We start from the raw sequence: 20,560 nt of genomic DNA on the forward strand, positions 1-20,560 counted from the left end.
TTGCTCAATCAATATGTATTAAAAAGGCTGAGTTACATTATGTAATTCAGCCTTTTTTAGATTAGTTTTAAACTAAACTCTTAAACTTTAAAATAAGCGCCCTTCGCCGGCATACGTGCCTACTTGAATTTTTGCATAAATGGCATCGGCTTTTTCTTTAGCTTCTTCAATTTCTTTAGGTAGCATTTTACGCTCATCAAGTTTGCGGCTGTGGCTCGCTTCCATGTTACCGTTGTACTCAGCAATCGTGTTCCAAATGTATGACTTTTCTAAATCTTTTGGCATACCTAGGCCTTCAAAATACATAAGTGCCAGGTTAAATTGTGCTAAAGAGTAGTTATTAGCCGCCGCTTTTTCGTACCAGTTACGTGCAGTTTCGTAATCACGTGTAACGCCCACGCCATTAGAGTACATAACGCCTAAATTAAACTGAGCTGCAGGTAGGTTTTTATTGGCTGCTTTTTCAAATAAGGTAACAGCCATTTGGTGATCAAGCTTAACACCTTTACCTTCGTCATATAAAACCGCTAAAGCAAACATAGAATCCGGGTGGTTCTTTTTTACGCCTTGCTGATAAAGTGCAGCCGCTTTTCGGTAATCGCGTGTTACACCGTATCCACCTTCATACAATTTGGCTAATTCGTAAATCCCTGGTGCAAAGCCTTTATCGGCAAGGTATTCAAATTCTTTCAGGGCGACTGCAAATTCACCTTCGTTAGCTGCTCTTATGCCATCTTCTAATGTGGCATGAGCAAAAGGGCTGGCAAGTAAAGCGCCAGCAAGAACGAGTGCTTTAAAATTAAACTGTGACATAACAATGTCTCCAATTAGTAATAGTTACGATAGGTATTAATTAGATGCTAATTTATTAATTTTTTGCACTATTTGCGTGTTTCAAGCGTTTAATACTGATAATTAACGACAAATAAGTGCTTAAGAGTGCCTACTATTATGTTTTACGCCTGCTTTAGTATAAACGCAAGGCGATGCTGTTTAAGATAGCGAGTGTAGAATGCAAGCACATCAATTTAGAAGTGTAAGATACAGATTTTATAGAAAAATTAAAGAAATAAAAAAAGCCCGTTAGGGCTTTTTGGGGTCATATTAACCGTCACTAATATGAGCAATGTAGCAATGTAGCAAGTAAATGTGATATTTGATGTTATAACTTGAATCGAGTAAGTAATAACACGAAGCGGCACGCTCTTCTTTTAATGTGTCAGCATCCTTGCTGAATATTCTTCCGTAGGCACTGAGGTCGTTACACTGTGTTTGTACGAATGATTATTAATTAGATTAAAGCACAAGTCAACACTTAAATGATAATTATTATCAAATGACTATTATCTTTACTATACAATTTTTAAAATGGAGAAAGTGATGCTTAATAATCTTAAAACTAAAAAGCTAATACGCTCATGCTTCGCTATAAGTATGCTGTTTTTATGTAGTTGCTCAGCATCCTTTACGTATAACAATTTAAGTTGGCTTTCATCGTTTTGGGTTGATGATTATATTGATTTGAATAAAAAACAAAATGAGCAGCTAAAAGATATAATTAAGACCACTCAAACGTGGCATAGACGCGCTCAGTTACCTGCATATAAGCAAGATATACAAAATATTAAAACGCTTTTTAATCAATCACTCGAAACCGATCAATTAAAAGAACAAGTCGTTTTTGCAAAAAAGCATTGGCAAAACTTACTTGAGTACGCACATCTTCCTCTTGCAGAACTAGGTGCAACATTATCTGGTGAGCAACGAGATGAACTTTTAAATAATATTCAATCACAAATTGATGAAGAGCGAGAAGAGTTTAACGATCAGACTGCGCATGAGCGTAAAACTGAGCGTTTAGAGTCACAATTTGAATACTACGAAGAGTGGGCGGGTAAGCTCAGTAAAGGGCAAAAAGCATTAATAACCACGGCCAATGAGCAACATCAAGATTCAAATACACTTTGGTTAGAGTACAAGCAAAACAGGTTAGATTCTGCTAAACAAATATTTGAAAATAAAAGCTTAACGCAAAGCCAATTTATTGATCAATTGAGTACGGTAATAAAAGAGCGTGAGATTTATATGAGCCAAGAGCTACTCAAAATAAATGAAGAAAACCTCAATTTATACATTAATTTATTGTACGAATTAAATATGACGTTGAGCATAAAGCAACGCCAAAGCGTAAATGATCAATTTGATGAGTTAATTGAGACTTTAAACGATATAATAGAAAACTAAATTGTGCATGAATCGCTAAGTCTTGAATTCAGAAGTTTTAAAATAGCTTCTCAGACTAATTTTTTAAACGCAAAAAATGCTTTTAAAGGGCAGTATATGGTTACAGATTTGAAAAGTATCTTAAACTCGTGGTATCCCGAAAGAGATAATCAAGAGTGGGTTTTAGCTACTTTGTACAAAATAGAAGGCTCTAGCTACAGAAAACTAGGCGCTATGATGCTTATTTCTAGCCTAGGCGAGCGCTTAGGGATGCTTTCAGGTGGCTGTTTAGAAGCTGACATACAGCGCCATGCTAAACAAGTAATGAGTACTTTAACAAGTAAAACCATTAGTTATGATGCAACAGATGAAGACGATTTAACATTTCAACTAGGCATTGGTTGTGGGGGAATAGTACACATTTTACTGCAGCCCATTCACAAGGCTAATGACTATTTACAGTTAGATCATGTATCTAAAGCACTTAATGAGAATAAACCAGGGCGGTACCTTCAACAAGTAAGCCCCATTTTGCCAGCCGGTAGTGGCGTATTTACGCAAAATGATGAGCCACATGGTTTATCGATGAACCGCAAAGCGCAGTTGCTAGAGTTACAAGGCGCTACGTGCCTGCAAACCTCTATTTATCCGCCGCCTCATTTACTAATAGTAGGTGGAGGCGCTGATGCAGTGCCTGTTTATGCTCTAGCAAAGCAGCTTGGTTGGAGTGTAACTGTATGGGACACACGCCCTGCAAATGCAAAAAGGCAATATTTTAAAAATGCAGATGCTATTTTGCGCATCACGCCGAGTGAGTTAAAAGAATATTGCATAATAAACAAAGTAGATGCTGCTATTTTAATGGCTCACAGTGTCGAACTAGATGCAATTACGCTCAGTCAATTTGCTGATGTTGCTTTTAAATATATAGGGTTACTTGGGCCTAAGCACAGACGCGAGCAGGTACTAGAGCATGCAAGTACAGCACGTGAACAAATTAAGGCTCCTGTGTTTGGTCCTGTAGGGCTAAATTTAGGTGGGGATTCGCCAGAAAGCATAGCGCTTTCGCTCATTAGTGAAATACATGCGGTGCTTAGCAATAAAAATGCACAGTCGTTAAGTAATTGGGGTCAAGAGCTGTGCTAATTGCAAAAGTAGTGCTGGCAGCAGGTCAATCATCTCGTTTTGATGGTTGTAAACTAATAGCCGATGTGGGCTTAGGGCAAACAATGATTGAGCGAGCAGTTGAAGTACTTCAAGCGCTTGATGATTCACCCGTATATGTAGTTACAGGAAAATGGCATGCAGAGGTAGTACAAGCACTCAGCGGGCATTCAAATATATATATTATTGAAAACAAACGGTGGGATGACGGCTTAGGTGTTTCAATTGCTGTCGCTTCGCAAGCGCTATCTAAACATCCTGCTTATAATGGAATTTTATTTATGCTTGCCGATCAGGTTGAGCTTAAAACGCAGGATCTAGCTGCATTAGTTACAGGTTTTACACGTGAATCCACGCGCTGGTGTGCAAACTATGGCGAGCGTTTAGGTGTACCCGCTATATTCCCAGCGGTTGATTTATCAAAGCTTACAAGCTTAACTTCAGATAAGGGTGCACAGCAATTACTGCGTTCTAGCAGTGAAGTCGTCAATACAATTAATTTAAGTAGTGCGAGTGTAGATATAGATACACAACAGCAGCTGAGTAATTTTATAGCTAAGCATGAATTAAAGTACACAAAAAGTAATTGAATTATATCAGTTGTAACTATGATTATGTTTAAAGTATTTAGCTGTGAATACAATGGGTATTACACAGTAAATGATGTTTTTAGAGTGAGTAGTTACAACAATTTTAACGGTTAAAGCCAACGTATTAACTAATACTGAGGTTATAAAGCTTAATCAAGGGGCAAGCTATGGTGACGTTTACAATTAATGGCAAGGTGGTTGAATCACACGCAAGTGAAGATACACCATTGTTATGGGTTATTCGTGATGAAATTGGACTAAAAGGTACAAAGTTTGGTTGCGGTATTGCAATGTGTGGTGCATGTACGGTGCATTTAGATGGGCAAGCAACTCGCTCATGTGTGCTACCAATTGGCGCTATTGCGGGTAAAAGCATTACCACAATTGAAGGACTTAATAACGAACACCCACTTCAAAAAGCGTGGATTGAAGAGCAAGTACCACAGTGCGGTTACTGTCAATCGGGGCAAATAATGCAAGCTGCTACATTACTTGCTGCAAACCCTAGCCCGTCAGATGAAGAAATAGTCAGCCACATGAATGGCAACTATTGCCGCTGTATGGCTTACAAGCGTATTAAAACTGCTATTCAACGCGCTGCAGATGAGTCACAAAGTGTAGTAAATATATTTGATCCAAATGCACAAGACGCTTAACTGGAGCCGATAATGAAAAAATTATTTCAAAAAAATAGCGAAACCGTTAATTTAAACCGTCGCTCGTTTATGATTGGTACTGCAAGTGCGGGCTTAGTTATGGCGTTCGCCCCTGCGTTGTTTTCGGGTTCGCTCAGTGCAAAAGAATCAATTGCACAACAGGCTTTTTCACCGACCATTTGGTGGACTATGAGCAGCGATGGCGCCGTAGAAGTAAGTATTGCTAAAGCTGAAATGGGTCAACATATCGGTACTGCTCTTGCGCGCATTGTAGCTGATGAACTTGAATGTGATTGGGATAAAGTATCAATTACCTACGTAGATACTCACGAAAAATGGGGCTACATGGTTACCGGTGGTTCGTGGTCAGTGTTCCAAAGCTTTAAGCCACTGTCGCAGGCGGGTGCTGCGGGCAGAATTGCGTTAATAGACGCAGGCGCGAAAATGCTAGGTATGGCTGCGGATAAATGCCACGCTGAAAAAGGTTATATTGTATCGGGTGATAAATCGGTTAGTTATGCTGACATTGTTAAAAAAGGCGAGTTTAATCGCACATTTACCAGTGATGAAGTTGCAAACCTGCCACTAAAATCAGCTAATAAACGTCACTTAACGGGTCTTAAACAAGATTTTAAAGCGCTCGATATACCAGCAAAAACTAACGGTACAGCGGTATATGGTATTGATGTTGAAGTAGAGGGCATGCTGTACGCGCGCCCAGTAATACCGCCAACCCGTTATGGCAGTACGGTGACAAATGTTGACGATACAGCAGCAAAAGCGATTAAAGGCTACAAAGGTTATGAAGTTTTAAATGACCCTAGTAACACAGTGCAAGGCTGGGTTGTTGTACTTGCGGACAACTACCCAAGTGCCATTAAAGCAGTAGATGCTTTAAAGGTGAGTTATAAAAAGGGTGAGTCGGCAAATATATCTGAAGCTGATATTCAAAATGAAGGTAAACGATTGTGCGAGCAAAGCGACTCCGGTACTTTGTTTGTTGATGACGGCGATATAAAGAAAACCCAAGCCGATGCCAATGAATCGTTAGAATCAATGTATACCACAGCAACAGCGAGTCATTATCAGCTAGAGCCACTCAATGCGTTAGCCGAATTTAAAGACGGTAATTGGATTATTCATACGGGGAACCAATGGCAATCTCTTACGTTACCCGCTATTGCAAAAGCACTTGAAGTAGCTCAAGAGAAAGTAATTATTCGCCCTTATTATTTAGGCGGTGGCTTTGGTCGCCGATTATTTGGTGATTGGACTGTACCGGCAGCCCTAACTGCAAAAGCAGTGGGTAAACCAGTAAAGCTAGTATTTACACGCGCGGACGATAGTTTATTTGATCAGTCTCGCTCTGCATCTGCAGCAAAAATGACAGCATCGTTTGATAAAAACGGCACTTTCACAGGAATGGAACATGCATTTGCGGCAGGTTGGCCTACCAAAGCAATGGCACCCGGGTTTTTAGCTCCAGGTGTTGATGGTAAAGGTAAATTTGATGCGTTTTCAGCATCGGGCGCCGATCATTGGTATAGCATGAGTAGTCATCGAGCACGTGCTATTAATAACGAAGTTGCACAAAGCACCTTTACTCCAGGCTGGTTACGCTCAGTAGGACCAGGTTGGATTGCATGGAGCCTTGAGTCGTTTATTGACGAAGTTGCCCATAAGCAAGGCAAAGATCCGGTTCAATTTAGAATCGAAATGTTAGATGGTAAAGGCAAGCAAGCAGGTAAAGCACCTGAGAGTGTTGGCGGAGCGCTACGTTTACGTAACGTACTTAAAACAGTGTCTGATAAAGTCGCTTCTGTTAAATTAGCGAAAGATGAAGGCATTGGTTTTTCAGTGAGTTCGGGGCAAGAGCGCACAATGCCAGCTTGGCTTGCAACCGCAGCACATGTTCATGTTAACCGTGATAGTGGTAAAATAACGCTTAAAAAGCTTTATGTTGTTGTAGATGCAGGCTTAATTGTTCATCCTGATGGGGCATTGGCGCAAATTGAAGGCTCATTATTATGGGGCAGCAGCCTTGCTTTACACGAGTCAAATACGTATAAAGATGGGCAAGTATCGGCTACTAACTTTAATACTTATTTACCGCTAAGAATGCAAGATGTACCAGATATAGACATTGAATTTTTACAAAGTGATGAGTTTCCGGTTGGTTTAGGTGAGCCTGGGGTTATAGGCGTTGCACCAGCCATAGGTAATGCCGTATTTAATGCTGTAGGTGTGCGTTTACGTGATCTACCAATGAAGCCAAGTGCAGTTAAAAAAGGCTTGGATGCGTAAAGCATAATTAAAATAGTTAAAGGGGCCTGTTTTAGAAGGTTCCTTTAGCTATTACACGTATTTTTGTAATTATTATTATATATTAATAACTAAAGCAGTTTAGGTAGCGATGGCTTATTGATATTAGTTAAGGTTTGTTTATGCTAATCGACCCAACAGGGCGAGAGTTTAGTTACTTGCGTTTGTCTATTACTGACGTATGCAATTTTAAGTGTGTTTATTGTTTACCCGACGGTTATCAAGGCGGGAGTGACCGTGGTTTTTTAAGTGTGAATGAAATTAGCAATACGCTTAAAGCATTCGCTCACCATGGTATTGAAAAAGTAAGGATCACTGGCGGAGAGCCCACCTTACGTAAAGATTTTATAGATGTTATTCGCGCCGCAAAAGATATTGCAGGTATCAAAAAAATTGCAATGACCACCAATGGCTTTTCTCTTCATAAAAACATTCACAACTGGGTAGATGCCGGCTTAAATGCAATTAATGTAAGCATTGATACCTTAGACCCACGCATGTTTAACACTATTACTGGGCACGATAAATTTACCTCAGTAATGAAAGGTATTGATACCGCGCTTGAAACAGGGATTGATTCGGTAAAAATAAACAGCGTGCTGATGAAGCAATACAACGCAAAAGAGTTTGATACATTTTTAAATTGGGTTAAACATCGCCCCGTTACTATTCGCTTTATTGAGTTGATGCAAACAAACGATAACAAAGCCTTTTTTGATGCTAACCATGTTTCTGGGCAAGTTTTAAAAACTCAGTTATTACAAACGGGTTGGCAGCAAGTTGCGCGTAGTGCATCAGCAGGTCCTGCGCAAGAGTTTGCACATCCTGATTATCAAGGCAGAATTGGTTTGATTATGCCTTACAGTAATGACTTTTGTAGTACCTGTAATAGGCTAAGAGTAACAGCCAAAGGGAATCTGCATTTATGTTTATTCTCTGAAGAGGGTATTTCATTAAGAGAATATATGAACGATAGTTCAAACAGTGAGTTAATGGCATTGCTATCGCGTTATATTAAAACTAAAAAACCAACTCATCTTTTACATCAAGGTAATACAGGTATTACGACTAATTTATCAATGTTAGGTGGCTAGTTATTAAGGTTGCTTGATGAAGCTAAAATACCAAACATGCCCCTAAAATGCATAACATTATCCTAAAAAAAGGTAATAACAGGGTTTATCTACATGGTTTTATATCGACAAGGCTTGTTAAATTATATTTTCCCGTTAAACTTAATTTTTATTTTTTGTTAAGTGATTAGAATGGATATCGCAGCTCTTAATAGCACTAAATCATTAAGGAAGGACGTTCTTAGAGGGATGTGTCTTTGTTTTGGTTTTTTATCAGCTGGATTTGCGGGGCTTAATTTAACCGTAAATAACTTTCCACTGCTTGGCTATATCGAAATCTGTTTTTCCATTTATTGTATATTTACTTATATTTCACTTACACGTTGTCCACTACAGTTTTGGCAATCCGTTGTGATGTGTGCACTTGTAACGTTTATTGTTATTTTAGCTACCGCTTTAGCATCTCCTCGTAACGGTGTATTTGTATGGTCGTTTGCATTACCTATTTTGTACTACCTGTTGTTAGGTAAACAATATGGTGTAATTTTCTCTGCAACTTTATTAGCTATCCAAGTGTTTATTTTAGGGAGTAAATCTACTCTTTCACCCTTTGAAACCTTTAACTTATCCCTAAATTTAATTTGTGCTTATTTTAGTATTTGGGCGATATCTCATGTTTTTGAAGGGAGTCGTTCGAATTTTTCAAAGCGACTTAAAAACTTAGCGTTGCTAGACCCATTAACGGGTGCAGGTAATCGGCTTTCAATGAGCCACTACTTTGAAGTAGAACTACAAGATAAGTCACAGTTATATTTGTTTTTACTCGATTTAGACTTTTTTAAACAAGTAAATGACGAGCACGGACATGGCGTGGGTGACCAAGTACTTGTCGAAGTGGCCACTTTACTAAGGGTTGCACTTGGCAGAGGGTACGTATTTAGAGTTGGCGGTGAAGAGTTTGCTTTATTTAGCTCTTTTGCAAATGAAGAGGCTGCACTAGACGCCGCTGAACAAATAAGAGCACGTTTTGAAAATACAACTTTTGATATTGATGGCCTTGCTATCAATATTACAACGAGTATTGGAATCGCAAAATTTAAAAGTACTAATTCATTGGAAAGCTTTGTAAACCAAGCGGATAAACAGTTATACAAAGCAAAACAATTTGGTCGTAATAAAGTGTATTGTAAGCTTAAAAAAGAGCACGACTGTGAGGCGGTAGTTGCTTAAGTTACCTTACCTAATACATTACCTAGTACATTTGCTCGAAGTTAGGGATCCCGTTTTCCCAAATTGGTTTATCTTTTCCTATATGTTCGCGTACAGCATCAAAAAATAACCGAGTTCTTACCGGTAAATCTCGATGCGGATACACGGCATACATCGCACTAAACTCCATTAGTTTCACATCAGTTAATAAAGGCACTAGTTTACCCTGTGATATTTCATCACCAATAATAAATGCAGGGGCGACAAAATAAGTGGTGCCCGATAATGTTTTCATCAGTAATGACTCTGCATCGTTTGCTCTAAACACACTTTTTATTTTTTGCTCGCAGGGCTCACCTTTACTGTTGTAGTAATCTATTGCATCTATCCGAATAGAGTTACTGGCGTAGCTTGCTGCTGGCAATTGTGCTAAATCTTCCATTGTTTTGGGCATACCATAAGTGTCTATATACTCTGGTGCTGCAACAATGAGTAAGCGATTACGCGCTATTTTACGTGCAATAAGAGATGAATCTTTGGGTTCACCCACTCTAAATGCTAAATCAAACCCTTCAGAAACTATATCTACTAATCTATCGTCTAAGCGCAGTTCAACTTCTACTTGCGGAAAGCGTTTTTGGAAATCATTAAGTACAGGTTGCAAATAACGCCTGCCAATCAATGTTGATGACGTGATTTTTAACACCCCGCGTGGCTCTAAATGGTAGTTTTCAGCCATGCGTACTGTTTCGCCGAGCAACTCTCTAAGCTCAGCGGCTTTTTTGATCATTTCTGCGCCCGCCGCTGTGAGCGAAAACGAGCGAGTGGTACGGTTAAGTAACCTAACGCCTAGTTCATCCTCTAAACGGCTAATTTGCTTGGATATAACAGAGCGATCTATGTTGCGTAATTCTGCAGCTTTTGCAAAAGAGCCTTGCTCAACCACTTCAAGTAACATTAAAAGTCGACTTGTTGTATCCATTATTACACCTTAACTAATTCATTGATGCCATTTTGGCATTAATGAATTTAAAAATCTATGGTTTTTACACACGGGTTAAATCCGTATTATGCGAGGCTAATCAATAATGGAGCGTCTTCATGAACAAACATCTAATTGCTGCAGCACTTACTGCGGCATCTTTAACACTAGCAGGTTGTGCCGATGAGAGCACAGCTCAATCAGCACCTGCACAGCAACTTCAACCAATTGATGTAGCACAGGTGCTTGTTAAACCAGTACAAAGCTGGCACACATATACAACTCGTTTAGAGTCTCCACAAGAAGTTGCTTTAATGCCGCGTGTGTCGGGAATAATCGATAGCATTGAATTTAAAGAAGGCGACGTGGTTAAAGAAGGCGATGTTTTATTTCAACTAGATTCTCGTCCATTTGCTGCTGTGGTTGCTAGTTTAAAAGCGCAAATCAACAGCGCACAAGCTGCCTTAGAGCAAGCTAAAAGTGAAGACAAACGTGCGGTACGATTATTAGACCGTAAAGCAATTTCTACTGAGCAAGCACAAGCGCGTACTTCAACACTACGCCAACGCGAAGCACAGCTTTCTGCACTTCAAGCACAGCTTACATCGGCAGAACTTGATTTAGAATTTACGTCAGTAGTATCACCAATTGATGGCATTATTTCTCGCGCAAATATTACTAAAGGTAATAACATACTTGCGGGCCAAAGCGTATTAACGTCAATTGTTTCAAACCAAGCTATGTACGCTTATTTTGATGTTGATGAACGCACATGGAATCACTCTTTTAATGATGTTACTGCTGCGAGTCAACAAACTGTTGTAATGCAAAAAGTGGGTCAAAGCGATTTTGCATACAAAGGTTACATTAACTTTATTGATAACCAAATTAATTCATCAACAGGTACATTACGTGTACGTGCAGTATTTAATGAAGACAGTAACCAGTTACGCGCAGGCTCGTTTGCACGTATAAAGCTGGCTGCAAATTCTATTAGCGACGCGATTATTATCCCAGAACGTGCAATTGGTACCGATTTAAAAAACCGCTTCGTATTAACGGTTGGTGAAAACAACGTACTTGAATACAAACTAATTACTACAGGTGAGCGTTACGGTGCATTACGTGCGGTTACATCGGGCCTTAATGAAGGTGATGTTATTGCTGTAAATGGCCCCGCTCGCGTAGGCCCAGGTATGCCAATCTCTCCGCAAACAGTAACAATTGATACAAGTGGTGTGGCATTTACTTTGTCAAATGACAGCGCACAACTTGTGGCTAAGCAATAAGGTTTATTGATGAAATTTTCGCATTTATTTATACAGCGCCCAATATTTGCGGCCATGCTGTCATTGGTTATTTTAATTGCTGGTGGTATATCACTATTCCAACTACCAGTAAGTGAATACCCAGAAGTAGTTCCTCCAACAGTGGTTGTAACCGCTAACTACCCGGGTGCTAACCCGACCGTTATTGCGCAAACAGTGGCAACACCGCTGGAGCAAGAAATTAACGGTACTGAAAACATGTTATATATGTTCTCGCAAGGTACCAGTGATGGCCGCATGACACTAACGGTGACATTTGCATTAGGTACCGATTTAGACCGTGCTCAAGTACAAGTACAAAACCGTGTAAACAGTGCGCTTCCGCGCTTGCCAGAAGAAGTACAACGTTTAGGTGTTGTAGCTGAAAAGTCATCACCAGATTTAACCATGGTAGTGCATTTATATTCACCTGAAAAAACGCACGACACAGCGTACTTATCTAACTATGCCGATTTAAACATTAAAGATGAAATTGCACGTTTACCGGGTGTAGGTGATATTCGCATGTTTGGTGCCGGCAAATACTCAATGCGAGTATGGCTAAACCCAGATGCACTTGCTGCACGCGAATTAACAGCAACAGATGTAGTAACAGCACTTCGCTCGCAAAACCAGCAAGTTGCTGCAGGTAGCTTAGGCGCGCAACCAATTTCAAACGACAGTCAATTTCAAATATTGTTAAACGTTAAAGGTCGTTTAAACAGTATTGAAGAATTTGAACAAGTTATTATTAAAGTGGGCGATGAAGGTCAGTTAACGCGTTTATCTGATATAGCCCGTGTTGATTTAGGTCAAGACACTTACTCACTTCGAGCAGAGCTTGATAATCAACCAGCACTTGCAATGCCAATATTTCAACGCCCTGGTTCTAACGCTATTGAGCTATCTGATCAAGTACGCGAAACAATGGCGCGCTTATCTAAAGATTTTCCTACCGGTGTTGAATACGACATTGTGTACGATCCAACGGTATTTGTTCGCGGCTCAATTGACGCGGTAATTGCCACTTTGCTTGAAGCAATTGTATTGGTAGTTATTGTTGTTATTGTATTTTTACAAACATGGCGTGCATCAATTATTCCGCTAATTGCTGTGCCTATTTCACTTATTGGTACGTTTGCCGTAATGCAGTGGTTAGGTGTCTCAATTAATACCTTATCGTTGTTTGGCTTAGTATTGGCCATAGGTATTGTTGTAGATGATGCGATTGTAGTTGTTGAAAACGTAGAGCGTAATATCGAAAAAGGCTTATCGCCACTTGAAGCAACCCGCGTTGCAATGAGTGAAGTAACAGGCCCTATTATTGCCATTGCGCTAGTACTAAGTGCTGTATTTATTCCTACTGCGTTTATTACCGGTTTATCAGGTCAATTTTATAAGCAATTTGCACTTACAATTACTATTTCGACTATTATCTCAGCGTTTAACTCATTAACGTTATCGCCTGCGCTTGCTGCATTGTTATTAAAATCGCACGATGCAAAACCAGATGCGTTCACGCGTTTACTTAATAAATTGTTTGGTCGTTGGTTATTTAAACCATTTAACCGCGTATTTAATCGTGGTGCTAAAGGTTACGAAAAACTGGTACAAAAACTAATTCGTATGACCGTTGTTGTTATGGTGGCTTACATAGCACTTGTTGGTGGCACAATTAAGTTATTTGATACCGTACCGGGTGGCTTTATTCCACAGCAAGATAAACAGTATTTAGTGGCTATTGCGCAGTTACCTGATGCATCAAGCCTTGATCGTACTGAAGATGTACTTTCTCAAATGCAGCAAATTGCATTAGAAGTACCAGGCGTTGCACATACCGTTGCATTTCCTGGTTTATCAGTGAACGGTTTTACTAATAGCCCTAACAGCGGCATTGTATTTACACCACTTGAAAGCTTTGACAAACGTACCGATCCAAGTCAATCAGCGATGGCCATTGCTGCCGAGTTGAATAAACGCTTTGCTGCCATTGATGAAGCATTTGTAGCGGTATTTCCACCGCCGCCAATTCAAGGTTTAGGCACTACCGGCGGTTTTAAACTGCAAATAGAAGACAGAGCTAATAAAGGGTTTGAAGCCTTATTTAATAGTCTGCAAGCTGTTATCGGTAAAGCGCAGCAAGATCCAGCATTAATGGGCTTGTACTCAAGCTTCCGTATCCAAGTTCCACAAATGGATATTGATATTGACCGTGAGCAAGCGCTAATTCAAGGCATTCCACTTGATGAAGTATTTAATGCACTGCAAATTTACTTAGGCTCTGTGTACGTAAATGACTTTAATATGTTTGGTCGTACGTACCAAGTAAATGCACAGGCTGATGCTGACTACCGCTTAGACCCTGATCAAATACTTAATTTAAAAGTACGTAACCGCTCAGGTAATATGGTGCCACTAGGCTCTGTATTAACAGTAACACCAACAATTGGTCCTGACCGTGTTATGCATTACAACGGTTACCCAAGTGCAGAACTAAATGGTAGCCCAGCACCAGGTTACAGCTCTGATCAAGCACAAGTTGCTATTGAAAAAGTACTCGCAGACACACTACCAACAGGTATTGAGTATGAGTGGACTGAAGTAACGTACCAACAAGTACTTGCCGGTAACACCATGGTTTATGTATTCCCGTTAGTTGTATTACTTGTATTTATGGTACTTGCAGCGCAGTACGAGAGCTTACGTTTACCACTGGCAATTATATTAATTGTACCAATGACTATTTTCTCAGCCTTGTTAGGTGTGTGGTTTGTTGGCTCTGACAACAACATATTCACCCAAATAGCGTTAATAGTACTGGTGGCGTTGGCTTCTAAAAATGCGATATTGATGGTTGAGTTTGCAAAAGACAGACACGACACTGGCTTATCGCACTTAGAGGCAATACTTGAGGCCTGTCGTATGCGTCTGCGCCCAATATTAATGACCTCAATTGCGTTTACAGCAGGTGTTGTACCGTTAGTGCTTGCTACAGGTGCGGGCGCCGAAATGCGACACGCAATGGGTAATGCTGTGTTCTCAGGCATGATAGGTGTAACCGTGTTTGGCCTATTATTTACGCCAGTATTTTATATGTTAGTTACTAACAAAAAAGAGAAAGCGCAGGAGAATACCCATGACTAAATTAGTGCAAAAAAGACTTAAAACAAGTCTAACTGCCAGTGCGGTATTAGTTGCTGCGTTTTTATCAGGATGTGCGAGTAAAATCGATACTGTTAGCGAGCAGAATGTTGTTAGTGATTTTGTGACGAGCGCAAATATCGCGGGCAAACTTACAGGGGCAGACGAAACTAATTGGTGGAAAGGGCTTGATTCACGTCAGTTAGACCAGTTAGTTGCCAATGCTTTAGCTAATAACCACGACTTGCAAACAAGCCAGTTAACGCTTAAGAGTGCATTAGCACGCTTAGGCGAGCAAAAAGCGCGATACTTACCGCAAGGTGGTATTGAAATTGGCGCACAGCGCAGTGGTTTAGGTGATACAAACAGCCGTCAATCGAGTGCTAATTTAGCGCTTGATTGGCAGCTTGACTTATTTGGCCGAATTACAGCCTTGGTTGATGCCGCTAGTGCATCGGCCATGAGCCAAGCCGAACAAGTACGTTTATTGCAAATTGAAGTGGTATCGTCAGTTGTTAAAGGCTTTGTAAGCTATCAAGGTAATGTTGAAAAGCAGCACATTGTTACGCTTCAAATAGAAGCACTTGAGCAAAGCATTGACGTACTTCAAGCTCGTGTTGATGAAGGTGTTGCAAACGAACTTGATTTAAACAGAACGATGGCGCAGTTAAGACAGCAGCAAGCATTAATTCCGGCTATTGAATATGCTAAATTTAGCGACTTATCGACTTTAGCCGTTTTAACCGGTCGTTTAGCGCAAAATGTTGAATTAACAAACGAGCAGGTTATTTTAGAGCGAGAGTTTAGTGTTTCACTAAGTGAACCTAATAAAGCAATTGCATTAAGACCTGACATTAGCCGCGCACTTTATGACTTTAGCCAAGCAAACAGTTTAAGTGTCTCGGCAAGTAAAGCGTTATTGCCAGACATAAGCTTAAGTGGCTTTGCAGGCGTACTTAGCCTAGGTAGCAATGGCTTTAGTGATACACAGCAACAATGGCAAGTAGCGCCGCAGTTACAGTGGTCTATTTTAAGTTATCCTGCGCTTTTAGCGCAGCGTGACGCGCAGCAGTTTTTAAGTGAAGCCGCATACAGCGATTATCAACAAGTAGTATTAACTGCACTAAGTGAAAGTGAACTTTCATTGCAATTGTTGGTCAATCAAGCACAGCAAAAGCGCTTTGCCGATGAGCGCTATGACTTTGCTAATAAAGCATTTTTACAAGCCGAAGCAATGTATGAAGAAGGTCAAATTCCTTACCTTGAGTTGTTAGATGCGCGTCAGGATGTTTTAATAGCACAAGAAAATGCTGTTGAATCAACAATTTCTTCATTGCTTTCCAAAGTAAATGCGTACCAGTCATTTAATGGGCAATGGAGCTATGCGTTAAACGACACTAATAAGTAGAGTTATATTGATGCCAAATACTGAAAATTTACATGAATACATTATCCCGCAAACTATGCGCGCTATTGTACTGCCAGAACCAAATGAAGCAATTAACTTAGCCGATGCTGAGGTGCCTGTTCCAACCTGTGCAGATAACGACCTGCTTGTAAAAGTAGAGTACGTTGGTTTAAATCCAGTTGATGGTCAATTTGCTAAAACAGGCTTTTGTAAGTGGCAGTATCCACACATTTTAGGCTTAGATGTCGTAGGTGTTGTGGTTAAAGCTAAAAAAGGTGTGTTTCCAAATGTTGGCGAGCGCGTTATGTGGCATGCCAACATTGGTGAGCAAGGCGCTTTGAGCGAATACACCAAAGTACCTAACTATGCAGTGTCGGTTGTACCAAATAACTTAAACCCAGCCATTGCAGCAACACTTCCATGCGCGGGTATGGCAGCACTTATTAGCTTAGATAAAATAGGTATTAGTGAAGGCGATACTATTTTTATTGAAGGCGGAGCTGGAGCGGTAGGGCAGTTTGCTATTCAATATGCAAAACAGCGCGGTGCAGATGTATTTACCACGGCATCAAAGCGTAATCACAAGCTTGTTAAGCAGCTAGGTGCCGATGTGGTTTTTGATTATAGCGATAAAAAGCTATGCGAAAAAATACGCAGAGAACTTGGCCCGCAAGGCTTTGATGCCGTTATAGATACGATTGGTGGTGAGTGTACTCAGCGTAATATTGAGTTAATGCGTTTTTGCGGACGTATTGCCTGCTTAAATCCGCTCCCTTGTTTTGATCAAGACTTAATGTATCACCGAGCGCCCAATATTAGTGTTGTATCGATTGGTGGTGCATGGCTTGCTAATAGTTTATGTTCGCAGCAGCGTTTGAGCTTTATGGGTAATTTGTTACTAGAAGGGGCTGTTAGTGGCGACATTAAACACCCAGAAATAACGCCCGTAGATTTTAGTGCTGAGTCAGTATCGCAAGCGCTTAATAAACAACTTGCGGGTGGTTTTACCGGCAAACAAATTGTTAAAGTTGCTAAGTGAAACGCTTATACAATTTGATTTAAGTTTAGGTGATTTTAGCTAGTTTTAGCTAAATTAATTACTTATGTAGCCTCTATAAATTAAATAAAAACGCAGCCTATTTTTGCTGCGTTTTTTTATGCCTATCAGAAAATAAATACAGCGCTAGAGATTTTGCGGTTTTATTCATCATTTTAGTTAAAATACTTTTTTTCAGCGTACAACTGTAAGCCTTTGTGTTTCAACAGTTTACGTTCAGGTAAAGAAAATAAATTGGAAAAACTGTTAATTAATTGAATAGAGTAATTGATCTAAACGATTTTTTATGACGTAATGTAGGTATTATTTAGCTGGTCGGATGAGTTCAATCATGAGTTTACGTACAAAACTAAAAAAAGTATTACCAAGTATTTCTATCACAGAACAAGAAGCGCTAGACGCGGGTGATGTATGGCTTGAAGGTTCTATCTACCAAGGTAAGCCTGATTTCAGTGCACTTCGCGACGTACCTGCTGCTACATTAAGCGCAGACGAGCAAGCATTCTTAGACGGTCCAGTAAAAGAGTTACTGGGCATGATTGACGATTCAGTAATTCAAAACGGCATTCATTTACCAAATGACATCTTAGAATTTTTGAAAAAAGAGCGTTTTTTCTCGCTTATCATTCCTAAGTCGTTTGGTGGTTTAGAGTTTAGCCCTTATGCAAACTCTACTATTGTTGGCACAATTGCGACTAAAAGCTCAGCAGTTGCGGTAACCGTCATGGTTCCTAACTCGTTAGGCCCAGGTGAGTTATTACTTCACTTTGGTACGCAAGAACAACAAGCACATTACTTACCACGCCTAGCAAATGGTACAGACATACCATGTTTTGCATTAACAAGCCCAGAAGCGGGTTCTGATGCTGGTGGCATTCCAGACATTGGTACAGTTACTAAAGGCATGTATAACGGCGAAGAAGTACTTGGCCTTGAGATCACATGGGACAAGCGCTACATAACGCTTGCACCTATTGCTACCGTACTTGGTTTAGCATTTAAAGTAATGGACCCTGATGGTTTATTAGGTGGCAAAGAAAGCTTAGGTATTACCTGTGCACTTATTCCAAAAGAGCACCCAGGCGTAGAGCTTGGTAATCGTCACGACCCAATGGGTATTCGTTTTTACAACGGTACTACACGCGGTAACAAAGTATTTGTACCAATGGACTTTGTTATTGGTGGTCAGAAAAACATCGGCCGTGGTTGGCAAATGCTGGTTAGCTGTTTAGGTGCTGGCCGTGGTATTTCATTACCTGCGCTAGGTGTTAGTACAGCACAAGTTGCATTTAAATCAGCATCTGAATACGCAGCAGTGCGTGAACAGTTTGGTTTAGCCATTGGTCAGTTTGAAGGTATTCAAGAAAAACTAGCTGACATTGCAGGTAAAACATACCTACAAGAAGCAATGCGAGTACTTACAACTGAAGGCTTAGGCATGGGCTTAAAACCATCAGTAGTAACCGCAATCGCTAAATACCACATGACAGAGCTTGGTCGCGACGTGCTTGATTCAGCAATGGATATTCAAGCAGGTAAAGCGATTCAAAATGGTCCACAAAATACATTAGCAAGTGGTTATGTTGCTCAGCCGATTGCCATTACGGTAGAGGGCGCGAACATTCTTACACGTAACCTAATGATCTTTGGTCAAGGTGTTATGCGTTGTCACCCATATTTACAATCTATGGTTGAGTCTATTCATAGTGAAGACAAAGGCGCAGATAAAGAATTTAACGGTATTTTGCGTAAAACAATTGGTTACAGCACAGCAAACAGCTTCCGTGCTTTCCGCCTTGGTGTTTTACCATTTACAGCAAGCGCAAACTCTGATTTACCAGAAGTACGCGATTACGAAAAAGCAGTACATAAATTATCTGCAAAACTTGCAGTGTACGCAGACTTTTCGTTACTTGTACTTGGCGGTAAATTAAAGCAAGCAGAAATGCTATCAGCACGTTTAGGCGATGTAATGAGCTTCTTATATGCAGCTATGGCATCAATTAAATACTACGAGCAAAAAGTATCAAGTAGTGACCGTGAGCAAGCAGCGCCGTATTTCCATTACGCGACTCGTTTTGCACTACAAAGCGCTGAAGAAGCATTGCATAAGTTTTTAGATAACTTCCCTGCAAGTGGTACTCGTAAGTTTATTCGTTTCATTACAATGAACTACTCAACTAAAATGCCAAAAATTAGCGATGACTTAATCCGCGAACTAGCTAAGCAAGCTCAACTAGATACCGCATTTAAAGCGCAAATCACGCATTTAGTTAAACCAGTAGTAGGCGATGGTCATCATATTAATGAGCAAGCTTACAAAGCTAAAATGGCATCACTTGGCGAGCTGGCCAAAGTTAAAAAAGCACTACGTGCTAAAGTAATTAAACCAGGTATACGCTTTAACATCACACTTGATAACGCACTAGCGGCAAATGTAATCACGCAAGCTGAACACGTTCAGTTAATTGATTACAATATCAAACGTGAAAAAGCGATTCGTGTAGATGAGTTCGATTTTGATATGAACATACTAGACGATAACGCACAGCCAATTAATCCGCTTAAAAGCGTAGTTAATCAGTAAGTTAAAGTAATAAAATTCAATGATGCAAAGCGCCCGCAGTATCGGCGCTTTTATTCTTGAAAAGTATTAGTGTGGAGCCCCGCTTGTGTAAAAACAAGCGGGGCTTTTTTTATGTTTTTAAAATGGAAATAGATGACGGTATTGGTTTGAAAGTGAATATGTATCTGTAGAGTATTAAAAAGAGACGCTTATAATCTTGAAAAAGGGCTAATAACCCCGTTAGCGCCTTGCTGCAGTACATGGGTATATATTTGCGTAGTACGCACATCACTGTGACCTAGCTGTGTTTGTACTGTACGTATATCAGCGCCGCTTTGCAGCAAGTGCGTAGCAAATGAGTGGCGCAAAGTATGTGGGGTAACGTGTTTGTTAATCTTTGCATCAAAAGCGGCTTTTTTAACAGCGCGTTGTAATTGCTTTTCATCAATATGATGGCGCCTTAATTGTTTACTCTCGGGATCAAGACTTAATTTATGTGATGAAAATAAATATTGCCAGCCCAGCTGCTTATTATGATTTGGATATTTTTTACGTAACAAATGCGGCATGTATGCACCGCTATACAAAGGGTTTTTAAGATCTAATTGTAGATAACTATCAACTAATTGTATTTGAGAACGTAATTGCGGTGTGAGCTCTACGGCAAGGGTTACAACACGATTTTTGCCTCCTTTGCCATCCCAAATTCGAATGCAGTTATAGTCAAAGTCAATATCGTGTACTCGTAAACGCAGTACCTCCATTAATCGCATACCACTGCCATAAAGTAATCCACAGGGTAAATAATGCTTTGCTACACAGTGTTTAAATAGCGCTGAAACTTCTGTTTGAGTAAGCACAA

The 20,560-nt window shown here is 40.1% G+C and carries 15 protein-coding genes; 12 read left to right on the forward strand and 3 right to left on the reverse strand.

What is annotated here, in order from left to right:
- Nucleotides 1–87 precede the first annotated feature (87 nt).
- Entirely contained in the window at nt 88–813 is a 726-nt protein-coding gene (locus I6F49_RS10210; RefSeq protein WP_197180231.1) for a tetratricopeptide repeat protein, read from the reverse strand.
- 567 nt (nt 814–1,380) lie between these two features.
- Here I6F49_RS10210 and I6F49_RS10215 point away from each other — a divergent pair.
- The 7 genes from I6F49_RS10215 to I6F49_RS10245 all read left to right on the forward strand — a co-directional run bounded on the left by I6F49_RS10215 (nt 1,381) and on the right by I6F49_RS10245 (nt 9,258).
- Nucleotides 1,381–2,244: a DUF6279 family lipoprotein gene (locus I6F49_RS10215; protein WP_197180233.1), complete on the forward strand. Its 864-nt coding sequence runs from the start codon at nt 1,381–1,383 to the stop codon at nt 2,242–2,244.
- A gap of 96 nt (nt 2,245–2,340) precedes the next feature.
- On the forward strand, nt 2,341–3,369 hold the full coding sequence (locus tag I6F49_RS10220) for an XdhC family protein (RefSeq protein ID WP_197180235.1): 1,029 nt from the start codon (nt 2,341–2,343) through the stop codon (nt 3,367–3,369).
- On the forward strand, nt 3,363–3,977 hold the full coding sequence (locus tag I6F49_RS10225) for a nucleotidyltransferase family protein (protein WP_197180237.1): 615 nt from the start codon (nt 3,363–3,365) through the stop codon (nt 3,975–3,977). The genes I6F49_RS10220 and I6F49_RS10225 overlap by 7 nt, the downstream gene beginning before the upstream one ends.
- 167 nt (nt 3,978–4,144) lie before the next feature.
- Complete coding sequence (locus I6F49_RS10230) at nt 4,145–4,633, forward strand: (2Fe-2S)-binding protein (protein ID WP_166420059.1); 489 nt, start codon at nt 4,145–4,147, stop codon at nt 4,631–4,633.
- Nucleotides 4,634–4,645: 12 nt separating this feature from the next.
- On the forward strand, nt 4,646–6,937 hold the full coding sequence (locus tag I6F49_RS10235) for a xanthine dehydrogenase family protein molybdopterin-binding subunit (protein WP_197180239.1): 2,292 nt from the start codon (nt 4,646–4,648) through the stop codon (nt 6,935–6,937).
- Nucleotides 6,938–7,077: 140 nt separating this feature from the next.
- Entirely contained in the window at nt 7,078–8,049 is a 972-nt protein-coding gene (gene moaA, locus I6F49_RS10240; RefSeq protein WP_197180241.1) for a GTP 3',8-cyclase MoaA, read from the forward strand.
- Between the two features lie 171 nt (nt 8,050–8,220).
- Nucleotides 8,221–9,258: a GGDEF domain-containing protein gene (locus tag I6F49_RS10245; RefSeq protein WP_197180243.1), complete on the forward strand. Its 1,038-nt coding sequence runs from the start codon at nt 8,221–8,223 to the stop codon at nt 9,256–9,258.
- A gap of 22 nt (nt 9,259–9,280) precedes the next feature.
- Here I6F49_RS10245 and I6F49_RS10250 read toward each other — a convergent pair whose 3' ends face one another.
- Nucleotides 9,281–10,219 carry a LysR family transcriptional regulator gene (locus I6F49_RS10250; protein ID WP_165729475.1) on the reverse strand — a complete coding sequence of 313 codons (939 nt, stop codon included), beginning with the start codon at nt 10,217–10,219 and terminating at the stop codon, nt 9,281–9,283.
- 119 nt (nt 10,220–10,338) lie between these two features.
- Here I6F49_RS10250 and I6F49_RS10255 point away from each other — a divergent pair, with 119 nt between their 5' ends.
- The 5 genes from I6F49_RS10255 (at nt 10,339) to I6F49_RS10275 (ending at nt 19,719) form a co-directional block, all read left to right on the forward strand.
- A complete protein-coding gene (locus tag I6F49_RS10255) occupies nt 10,339–11,508 on the forward strand; it encodes an efflux RND transporter periplasmic adaptor subunit (RefSeq protein ID WP_197180245.1) in 1,170 nt (389 codons plus the stop codon).
- 9 nt (nt 11,509–11,517) lie between these two features.
- Entirely contained in the window at nt 11,518–14,670 is a 3,153-nt protein-coding gene (locus I6F49_RS10260) for an efflux RND transporter permease subunit (RefSeq protein WP_197180247.1), read from the forward strand.
- Entirely contained in the window at nt 14,663–16,075 is a 1,413-nt protein-coding gene (locus tag I6F49_RS10265; protein WP_197180249.1) for a TolC family protein, read from the forward strand. Before I6F49_RS10260 ends, I6F49_RS10265 begins: the two co-directional genes overlap by 8 nt.
- 10 nt (nt 16,076–16,085) lie before the next feature.
- Nucleotides 16,086–17,114, forward strand: coding sequence for a zinc-binding dehydrogenase (locus I6F49_RS10270; protein WP_197180251.1), 1,029 nt, complete (start codon nt 16,086–16,088; stop codon nt 17,112–17,114).
- A 349-nt stretch (nt 17,115–17,463) separates the two neighbouring features.
- On the forward strand, nt 17,464–19,719 hold the full coding sequence (locus I6F49_RS10275) for an acyl-CoA dehydrogenase (RefSeq protein ID WP_197180253.1): 2,256 nt from the start codon (nt 17,464–17,466) through the stop codon (nt 19,717–19,719).
- A 188-nt stretch (nt 19,720–19,907) separates the two neighbouring features.
- Here the strand turns inward: I6F49_RS10275 and I6F49_RS10280 are convergent.
- The coding region (locus tag I6F49_RS10280; RefSeq protein WP_197180256.1) for an integron integrase at nt 19,908–20,560 on the reverse strand (653 nt) is incomplete at its 5' end.

This window comes from Pseudoalteromonas sp. SWN166 (genome assembly GCF_015864485.1).
GTDB lineage: Bacteria > Pseudomonadota > Gammaproteobacteria > Enterobacterales > Alteromonadaceae > Pseudoalteromonas.

Bases quoted from the DNA above. Each gene is read 5' to 3' on its own strand.
- I6F49_RS10235 (WP_197180239.1), top strand. From the start codon at position 4,646: ATGAAAAAATTATTTCAAAAAAATAGCGAAACCGTTAATTTAAACCGT.
- I6F49_RS10215 (WP_197180233.1), top strand. From the start codon at position 1,381: ATGCTTAATAATCTTAAAACTAAAAAGCTAATACGCTCATGCTTCGCT.
- I6F49_RS10230 (WP_166420059.1), top strand. From the start codon at position 4,145: ATGGTGACGTTTACAATTAATGGCAAGGTGGTTGAATCACACGCAAGT.
- moaA (WP_197180241.1), top strand. From the start codon at position 7,078: ATGCTAATCGACCCAACAGGGCGAGAGTTTAGTTACTTGCGTTTGTCT.
- I6F49_RS10220 (WP_197180235.1), top strand. From the start codon at position 2,341: ATGGTTACAGATTTGAAAAGTATCTTAAACTCGTGGTATCCCGAAAGA.
- I6F49_RS10260 (WP_197180247.1), top strand. From the start codon at position 11,518: ATGAAATTTTCGCATTTATTTATACAGCGCCCAATATTTGCGGCCATG.
- I6F49_RS10255 (WP_197180245.1), top strand. From the start codon at position 10,339: ATGAACAAACATCTAATTGCTGCAGCACTTACTGCGGCATCTTTAACA.
- I6F49_RS10210 (WP_197180231.1), bottom strand. From the start codon at position 813: ATGTCACAGTTTAATTTTAAAGCACTCGTTCTTGCTGGCGCTTTACTT.
- I6F49_RS10275 (WP_197180253.1), top strand. From the start codon at position 17,464: ATGAGTTTACGTACAAAACTAAAAAAAGTATTACCAAGTATTTCTATC.
- I6F49_RS10265 (WP_197180249.1), top strand. From the start codon at position 14,663: ATGACTAAATTAGTGCAAAAAAGACTTAAAACAAGTCTAACTGCCAGT.
- I6F49_RS10270 (WP_197180251.1), top strand. From the start codon at position 16,086: ATGCCAAATACTGAAAATTTACATGAATACATTATCCCGCAAACTATG.
- I6F49_RS10250 (WP_165729475.1), bottom strand. From the start codon at position 10,219: ATGGATACAACAAGTCGACTTTTAATGTTACTTGAAGTGGTTGAGCAA.
- I6F49_RS10245 (WP_197180243.1), top strand. From the start codon at position 8,221: ATGGATATCGCAGCTCTTAATAGCACTAAATCATTAAGGAAGGACGTT.